Annotated in this window: 6 protein-coding genes and 1 tRNA gene; 6 read left to right on the forward strand and 1 reads right to left on the reverse strand. The window is 72.1% G+C overall.

Annotated elements, in window-relative coordinates; genetic code table 11:
- The first annotated feature begins 198 nt into the window (after positions 1 to 198).
- Positions 199 to 762 (forward strand): hypothetical protein, encoded by a 564-nt coding sequence (locus ACFWM7_RS32135; RefSeq protein ID WP_383267437.1) that lies wholly within the window; start codon positions 199 to 201, stop codon positions 760 to 762.
- 120 nt (positions 763 to 882) lie between these two features.
- On the opposite strand, the gene ACFWM7_RS32140 is transcribed toward ACFWM7_RS32135, so the two are convergent.
- Positions 883 to 954, reverse strand: a tRNA-Arg gene (locus ACFWM7_RS32140).
- Positions 955 to 1165: 211 nt separating this feature from the next.
- On the opposite strand from ACFWM7_RS32140, the gene ACFWM7_RS32145 reads away from it, so the two are divergent.
- The 5 genes from ACFWM7_RS32145 (at position 1166) to thrC (ending at position 6758) form a co-directional block, all read left to right on the forward strand.
- On the forward strand, positions 1166 to 1579 hold the full coding sequence (locus ACFWM7_RS32145; protein ID WP_383267440.1) for a response regulator: 414 nt from the start codon (positions 1166 to 1168) through the stop codon (positions 1577 to 1579).
- Positions 1580 to 1689: 110 nt separating this feature from the next.
- The gene (gene nrtL, locus ACFWM7_RS32150; RefSeq protein ID WP_383267442.1) at positions 1690 to 2859 is read left to right on the forward strand and encodes an ArgS-related anticodon-binding protein NrtL; all 1170 of its coding nucleotides are present in this window, start codon (positions 1690 to 1692) and stop codon (positions 2857 to 2859) included.
- A 33-nt stretch (positions 2860 to 2892) separates the two neighbouring features.
- Positions 2893 to 4284, forward strand: a complete 1392-nt coding sequence (gene lysA, locus ACFWM7_RS32155) for a diaminopimelate decarboxylase (protein WP_383267445.1) — start codon at positions 2893 to 2895, stop codon at positions 4282 to 4284.
- Positions 4285 to 4381: 97 nt separating this feature from the next.
- Complete coding sequence (locus tag ACFWM7_RS32160; protein WP_383267451.1) at positions 4382 to 5680, forward strand: homoserine dehydrogenase; 1299 nt, start codon at positions 4382 to 4384, stop codon at positions 5678 to 5680.
- A 7-nt stretch (positions 5681 to 5687) separates the two neighbouring features.
- On the forward strand, positions 5688 to 6758 hold the full coding sequence (gene thrC, locus ACFWM7_RS32165; RefSeq protein ID WP_383267448.1) for a threonine synthase: 1071 nt from the start codon (positions 5688 to 5690) through the stop codon (positions 6756 to 6758).
- The last annotated feature ends 37 nt before the right edge of the window (positions 6759 to 6795 follow it).

Raw genomic sequence — 6795 nt, forward strand, 5'->3', positions numbered from 1 at the left:
GCACACAGCCGTGTGCCCGCCCTCCTTTCTGCGCCCGCACCGCCCGACCCGGACGGCTCACGTCACCAGGAGCCCCACGCAGCACGTGCGTCACAGGAGCCCCTTCCATCCGTCACAGCGATCTCTTAGTCTCACACCCTGTTCACATTTGATAATTGATGATCTCGCCACAGAGGTCAGGCGCGGGGGTAGTGAAGCATGCGTGAAAACTGGCGCTCGAAGTTGAGTGTTCTCGCCGGGGCGTCCGCCCTCGCCCTCTCGGCCGTCACCGCGACGCCGGCGCTCGCCGACGACGCCCCGGAGGCCCCCGTGGAAGTGCAGTTGCCCGTGGACGTGAAGATCGTCGAAGGCGCCGCCTCGGAACCGGGCCCGGTTTTCCCCTTCCCTGCGGACGAGGACGAGACGGCCGGGGCGGCGGACGCGGTGGCATCCGCGAAGGCCGCTCCGCCGTCGGGCACCTGTCTCGGCGCGACCGCCGCCTACGGCTCCAACGGATGCTTCCAGCACAACGGCGACATCGTCTGGGCCGGCGACACCAAGAAGGACGGCATGTCCGCGGCGGTCGGGGTCTACACCGACTACGGGCGCGCCGAGGAGGTCTGCGTCAACAAGCTCGGCGTGAACACCTGGGCGACCTGCAACAAGGACTACCGCGAGACCGGCAACGTACGCCTGCGCGTCCTGCGCTACGACGGCGACACCGGCAAGTTCTACCAGCCCGAGGCCTGGTCCGGCTGGATCCCGGTCGACGGGAAGTTCTGATCAACCCCTGGTGAGGGCGAGCCGGACCGCGCTCCGCTCGCCCTCGCCAGGCTGTGGCCCGCACGGCGAACACGAAAAAACCGGACCAGCCTCTGCTGGTCCGGTTCTTCAATCCGGAAGTGCCCCCGGCAGGATTCGAACCTGCGCACCCGGCTCCGGAGGCCGATGCTCTATCCCCTGAGCTACGGGGGCGTATCGCGGTGTTGCGCTGCGACGGGTGAAACACTACCAGCTCCCACGGGGTCTCCGTGAACAGGTATTCCGCCGTGCCTCCGTGCCTCTTCCTCCCGGTCGGACGGCCCGGGGGAGCGGTGGCCACCCGTCCGGGGCGGAAGTGGACAAAACCCGGACACCGCCCCTCCGGCCGACCTACTCTCGAAGGGTGTCAGGGGCGTACGGCCGCGTGCTTGTTGTCGACGACAACAAGGTCATCCGGCAGCTGATCAGGGTCAATCTCGAGCTGGAGGGCTTCGAGGTCGTGACCGCGGCTGATGGTGTCGAAGCCCTGGACCTGGTCGGGAGAGTCCGCCCCGACGCCATCACCCTCGACGTCGTGATGCCCCGGCTGGACGGTCTGGAGACCGCCACCCGGCTGCGCTCCGACCCCCGGACCCGTGGTCTTCCCATCGTTGTCATCAGCGCCTGTACGCCCTACGAGGTCGACGCGGGCGTGGCCGCCGGAGTCGACGCGTTCCTGGCGAAGCCGTTCGAGCCGAGCGAGTTGGTGCGGATCATGCGCCGGCTGGTGACCGGGGAGGAAGAGCCCTCGGCGGACGGGCGGCGCGGCGCCGGGCGGGCGGGGAGCACCGCCGGCTGACCGGAGTGGCGGGCCGGGAACGGCTGCCCCGCGCCGTGGAACCGGGCCCGGCTGACCGGATGGCGAAACCGGGTCGCGGAGTGCCCCCCTTTCTCACCTACGCTTGACCCGTGACCCCCGCCGACCTCTCCCGGACCGTGCTGCACGCCGTGCGCCGCGCGGTCGACGAGGATGCGTTGCGCGCACCCGTGCCCGCGCGCGTGCGGGTGGAGCGGACCCGGCCCGGCGGCAGCGGCGACTACGCCTGCGCCGTCGCCCTCCAGCTCGCCGGGCCCGCCGCGCTGCCCGCCCTGGAGGTGGCCCGCATCCTGCGCGAACGCGTCGCCGCCGAGCCCGGCGTCGGGCGGGTCGAGATCACCGGTCCCGGGTTCCTGAGCTTCACCCTCGACGCCCCGGCCGTCAGCGACCGGGCCGTGCTCGACGCCGTACGGCAACAGGGCCTCGCGTACGGGCACGGGGACGCGCTCCGGGACGAGACCCACCAGTTCCACCACGCGCGGGAGGTCCGCGCCGCCGTCACCGCCCACGCCGTGCGCCGGCTCCTCGTCGCCCAGGGGGCCCGGGTCCGGGTCAGCTGCGCGGAGCCGTCCGACCCGGACTGGGCCCGCCTCGGCGTCACCGTCGACGCGCACGGGACACCCCCCGTACCGCTCACGGAAGTCCGGCCCGTCCCCGCCGGGGCCACCGCGGAAGAGCTGCTGGAGCGGCTCGGGCCCGACGCGGCCCGCTGGGGGCTCCTGCGGGCCGCCGGACACGACCGCGCAGTCCTCGGCCGCGAACTGCTCGTCCAGGGCGAGGCCAATCCGCTCTTCCGGGTCCGCTATGCCCACGCCAGGGCCCGCGCCCTCACCCGCGGGGCCGCCCGCCTCGGCTTCACCGCCGAGCCCGCCGAGCCCGCCGAGCCTGCGGTGCGCGGCGCAAGCCCCGCCCCATACGACGAAGGCCACGCCACGCCCGCCCCGTACGGCCAAAGCCCCACCGAGCCCGCCGCGACAACCGCGTACGGCGCGGCCGCCCGCCCCCTCCTCGACCTCATCGCCGACCACCCCGGTGTCCTGCTCGCCGGGGCCCGTCACCGCGCGCCCGATCGGGTCGCCCGGCAGCTGGAAGCCGTCGCGCACGCCTTCTTCGACTTCCACGACTCCTGCCCGCCCCTGCCCGCCGGTGACGAGAAACCCTCGGCCGCCCACCGTGCCCGGCTGGCTCTCGCCGAAGCCGCCGGGACGGTGCTGGCAGGCGGCCTGTCCCTGCTCGGTATCCGTGCGCCCGAACACCTCTGACGCGATCAGAAGAGACCCGAAAGAACCATCACGATGAGCCGCTCCGCACACCCCGCAGGACCCCGCCACGCCGACGTCCTCACCGAGGGGCACTACTCCGCGCCCGCCGCCGACCTCAACGTCCTCGACGAGAAGGTCTGGTCGCGCACCGTCACCCGTGACGCGGACGGCGCCCTCACCGTCGGCGGGATCGCCGTCGCGCGGCTCGCCGAGGAGTTCGGCACCCCCGCCTACTTCCTCGACGAGAGCGACTTCCGGGCCCGCTGCCGCGCCTGGGCCGACGCCTTCGGGCCCGACGCCGACGTCTTCTACGCGGGGAAGGCCTTCCTCTCCCGCGCCGTCGTGCGCTGGCTCAAGGAGGAGGGGCTGAATCTCGATGTGTGCTCCGGCGGGGAGCTGGCCACCGCTCTCGGCGCCGGTATGCCCGCCGAGCGCATCGCCTTCCACGGCAACAACAAGACCGTCGCCGAGATCGACCGCGCCGTCGAGGCCGGCGTCGGGCGGATCGTGCTCGACTCCTTCCAGGAGATCGTCCGCGTCGCCCACATCGCCCAGCGCCACGGCGTCCGCCAGCGCGTCCAGATCCGCGTCACCGTCGGCGTCGAGGCCCACACCCACGAGTTCATCGCCACCGCGCACGAGGACCAGAAGTTCGGCATCGCGCTCGCCGACGGGCAGGCCGCCGAGGCCGTGCGCCGCGCGCTCTCGCTCGACGGGCTCGAACTCATCGGCGTCCACTCCCACATCGGCTCGCAGATCTTCGACATGGCCGGCTTCGAGGTCTCCGCCCGGCGCGTGGTCCAGCTGCTCGCCGAAGTACGTGACGAGCACGGCGTCGAGCTCCCCGAGATCGACCTCGGCGGCGGCCTCGGCATCGCGTACACCTCCGAGGACGACCCCCGCGAGCCGTACGAGATCGCCAAGGCGCTCAGCGACATCGTCACCCGCGAGTGCGAGGCGGCCGGGCTGCGCACCCCGCGCATCTCGGTCGAGCCGGGCCGGGCCATCGTCGGGCCCACCGCGTTCACGCTCTACGAGGTCGGCACCATCAAGCCGCTCGAAGGGCTGCGGACGTACGTCAGCGTCGACGGCGGCATGTCGGACAACATCCGCACCGCGTTGTACGACGCCGAGTACAGCGTCGCCCTCGTCTCGCGGACCTCGGACGCCGAACCGATGCTCGTCCGGGTCGTCGGCAAGCACTGCGAGAGCGGCGACATCGTGGTCAAGGACGCGTTCCTGCCCGCCGACCTGGCGCCCGGCGACCTGATCGCCGTCCCCGCCACCGGCGCGTACTGCCGCTCCATGGCGAGCAACTACAACCACGCGCTGCGCCCGCCGGTCGTCGCGGTCCGCGACGGAGAGGCACGCGTCATCGTCCGACGCGAGACGGAGGAAGATCTCCTGCGTCTCGATGTCGGCTGATGAAATAGTCATCTCAGGATCCGGACGGGGGTCAGAAACTCCCGTCCGGTGAGTGAGACTGGTCCCCAATGAGCATGTACAGAAACGAGGTCGGATGATGCGTACGCGTCCGCTGAAGGTGGCGCTGCTGGGCTGTGGTGTGGTCGGCTCAGAGGTGGCGCGCATCATGACGACGCACGCCGACGACCTCGCGGCGCGCATCGGCGCGCCCGTCGAGCTCGCCGGCGTGGCCGTCCGCCGGCCCTCGAAGGTGCGTGAGGGCATCGACCCCGCACTGATCACCACCGACGCGACCGCGCTCGTGCAGCGCGGCGACATCGACGTCGTCATCGAGGTCATCGGCGGCATCGAGCCCGCCCGCGCGCTCATCACCACCGCCTTCGAGAACGGCGCGAGCGTCGTCTCCGCCAACAAGGCGCTGCTCGCCGAGGACGGCGCCGCCCTGCACGCCGCCGCCGAGAAGTACGGCCGCGACCTCTACTACGAGGCCGCCGTCGCCGGGGCCATCCCGCTGGTGCGGCCGCTGCGCGAGTCGCTCGCGGGCGACAAGGTCAACCGGGTGCTCGGCATCGTCAACGGCACCACCAACTTCATCCTCGACAAGATGGACACCAGCGGCGCCGGTTACTCCGAGGCGCTCGACGAGGCCACCGCCCTCGGGTACGCCGAGGCCGACCCGACCGCCGACGTCGAGGGCTTCGACGCCGCCGCCAAGGCCGCGATCCTCGCCGGGATCGCCTTCCACACCCGCGTCAGGATCGGCGACGTGCACCGCGAGGGCATCACCGAGGTCACCGCCGCCGACATCGCCTCCGCCCGCCGCATGGGCTGCACCGTCAAGCTGCTCGCCATCTGCGAGCGCGCCGCCGACGGGGCCTCCGTCACCGCCCGCGTCCACCCCGCGATGATCCCGCTCAGCCACCCGCTGGCCTCCGTCCGCGAGGCGTACAACGCGGTGTTCATCGAGGCCGACGCCGCCGGACAGCTCATGTTCTACGGGCCCGGCGCCGGCGGCTCCCCGACCGCCTCCGCGGTCCTCGGCGACCTCGTCGCGGTCTGCCGCAACAAACTGGGCGAGGCCACCGGACCCGGTGAGTCCGCCTACACGCGCCTGCCGGTCAGCCCCATGGGCGAGGTCGTCACGCGCTACCACATCAGCCTCGACGTGGCCGACAAGCCGGGCGTGCTCGCCCAGGTCGCGACGGTCTTCGCCGAGCAGGGCGTGTCCATCGACACGGTCCGCCAGCAAGGCCGGCCGGACTCGGACGGCGAGGCATCCCTCGTCGTCGTCACCCACCGCGCGCCCGACGCGGCCCTCTCCGGGACCGTCGAAGCGCTGCGCAAGCTCGACACCGTGCGCGGTGTCGCCAGCATCATGCGTGTTGAAGGGGAGTAAAGGACCCATGACCAGCAAGGGCACCCACCAGTGGCGCGGCATCATCGAGGAGTACCGGGACCGGCTTCCGGTCACGGCGACGACGCCGGTCGTCACGCTTCGTGAGGGCGGTACGCCGCTCGTACCGGCGCAGCTCCTCTCCGAGCGCACGGGCTGCGAGGTGCACCTCAAGGTCGAGGGCGCCAACCCCACCGGTTCCTTCAAGGACCGCGGCATGACCATGGCCATCACCCGGGCCAAGGAGGAGGGGGCGAAGGCCGTCATCTGCGCCTCCACCGGCAACACCTCGGCCTCCGCCGCGGCGTACGCGGTGCGCGCGGGCATGGTCTGCGCCGTCCTCGTACCGCAGGGCAAGATCGCGCTCGGCAAGATGGGCCAGGCCCTCGTGCACGGCGCCAAGATCCTCCAGGTCGACGGCAACTTCGACGACTGCCTCACCCTGGCCCGCGCGCTCTCGGACAACTACCCGGTGGCGCTGGTCAATTCGGTCAACCCGGTCCGTATCGAGGGCCAGAAGACCGCCGCGTTCGAGATCGTGGACGCGCTCGGCGACGCCCCCGACATCCACGTCCTGCCGGTCGGCAACGCGGGCAACATCACCGCGTACTGGAAGGGCTACACCGAGTACGCCGGTGACGGCGTCTCCTCCCGCTCCCCGCGCATGTGGGGCTTCCAGGCCTCCGGTTCCGCGCCCATCGTGCGCGGCGAGGTCGTCAAGGATCCGTCCACCATCGCCACCGCGATCCGCATCGGGAACCCGGCCTCCTGGAACTACGCGCTCGCCGCGCGGGACGAGTCGGGCGGCTTCATCGACGAGGTGACGGACCGGCAGATCCTGTCCGCCTACCGGCTGTTGGCCTCCCAGGAGGGCGTCTTCGTGGAGCCCGCGTCGGCCGCTTCGGTCGCCGGTCTGCTCAAGGCCGCCGAGGAGGGCAAGGTCGACCCCGGCCAGCGCATCGTCTGCACGGTCACCGGCAACGGCCTCAAGGACCCCGACTGGGCCGTCGCGGGCGCCCCGCAGCCGGTCACGGTCCCGGTCGACGCGGCCACCGCCGCCGAGAAGCTCGGACTCGTCTGAGCCGGTGCCGGACGGGCCGCGGCAGCCGCCGCGGCCC

The organism is Streptomyces sp. NPDC058375 (assembly GCF_042723425.1).
Taxonomy (GTDB): domain Bacteria; phylum Actinomycetota; class Actinomycetes; order Streptomycetales; family Streptomycetaceae; genus Streptomyces; species Streptomyces durocortorensis.

Excerpts from the sequence above, each read along its gene's own strand:
- ACFWM7_RS32135 (WP_383267437.1), top strand. The coding sequence starts at position 199 with ATGCGTGAAAACTGGCGCTCGAAGTTGAGTGTTCTCGCCGGGGCGTCC.
- lysA (WP_383267445.1), top strand. The coding sequence starts at position 2,893 with ATGAGCCGCTCCGCACACCCCGCAGGACCCCGCCACGCCGACGTCCTC.
- ACFWM7_RS32160 (WP_383267451.1), top strand. The coding sequence starts at position 4,382 with ATGCGTACGCGTCCGCTGAAGGTGGCGCTGCTGGGCTGTGGTGTGGTC.
- thrC (WP_383267448.1), top strand. The coding sequence starts at position 5,688 with ATGACCAGCAAGGGCACCCACCAGTGGCGCGGCATCATCGAGGAGTAC.